The 1,110-nt window shown below is 72.9% G+C and carries 1 protein-coding gene; it reads right to left on the bottom strand.

Annotation, left to right across the window (positions count from 1 at the left end; translation table 11 throughout):
• Positions 1 to 1,110: HNH endonuclease signature motif containing protein (locus G6030_RS15765; RefSeq protein ID WP_182643758.1), on the bottom strand; the 1,110-nt coding region annotated here is incomplete at both ends.

Below are 1,110 nucleotides of genomic sequence, written 5' to 3'. Positions count from 1 at the left end.
AGGGTGCTGTCGGTGGGTTTGTTGCGTTCCCACCAGCGACTTGCCTCGGCTGGGGTCACCCTTCCGCGCGGGGCCGGGGTCGGGACCGGGGCCGAGTTCGAGTTCGGACCCGAGTCCGGGCCCGGGGCTGTCTCGGCGGTGGTCTCGGATGGCGGAGCGCCGGTGGCTTCGGCTGCGTTGCGGGCGGCGGTGCGGGCGCGTTCGCGGGCCAGGCGTTGCGCGCGGCGGGCGAAGTAGGTCGCCTCGTCCAGGACCCCGGCCCCGTAGACGGGGCTGGGGTTGCGGCGCTGCTGACGCGCCCAGGCATCGGCCTCGCAGCGTTGTTCCTCGCGTCGGTACTGGGCCAGCGGCCCGTCGGGTCGGGTGAGCATGACGGTGCCATCTGGGGTGGTCACGATCAGGGTGCCGTCGGGCTGGAGCTTGTAGGTCCAGTCGGAGAACGTTTTGAACCGGTGATGGCGCCGGCATTGACTGACCAGGTTCGCCTCCACCGTCAGGCCACCGGCGGCGGGGTCGGCGTGGTTGAACGGCACCACATGATCCAGGTCGCAGTCATCGGCCGGGATCGCGCACCCGGGGTGGCGGCAGGTGCCGTCGCGGAGCCGGACCCGGCGCGCCAACTGGGCACTCGGCCGGTATCTCAGGGCGGCGTTCGCCTCGTCGGCGGCGCCGATGCGGGGATCGACCTGCTCGAACGAGGCCCCATCCGAGGTGGCGAGCATCTCCAGCAGGGTCTGCAGCGCCGCTTCGCCGGTGCGGGTGAACTCCACCCGCGCGCCGTGCTCATCGCGGCCGTTGTCTCCGGTGGCGATGACGGTCACCTTCGGCCGCAACACCGGAGCCAGCCCCTGCCCCGTGCCGCCGGCGGCGGGCGCGCCCACGGCGCCGTCAGCGGCATCGTCTGTGCTCGCGGCGTCATCGGAAGCGTTGGCAGCGTCGGGGTGGTTGGGGGTGTCGCCGCAGATCAGGGACATCAGGGCGTCGGCGCGGCGTTCGGCCGTGGAGTAGGTCGGCTCCGGCTCGCCCGGGGCATCCGGGGCAGTGTCGGCGTCGGCGGACTCCTGCTCGGCGACGCGTTGGTCCAAGGCTTCGGCCAGGACGGCGGCTTCT

This window comes from Dietzia sp. E1 (assembly GCF_014145015.1).
Taxonomy (GTDB): domain Bacteria; phylum Actinomycetota; class Actinomycetes; order Mycobacteriales; family Mycobacteriaceae; genus Dietzia; species Dietzia cinnamea_A.
The sequence above is the reverse complement of the archived record's forward strand: the minus strand, read 5'-3'. Positions and strand labels throughout refer to the sequence as shown.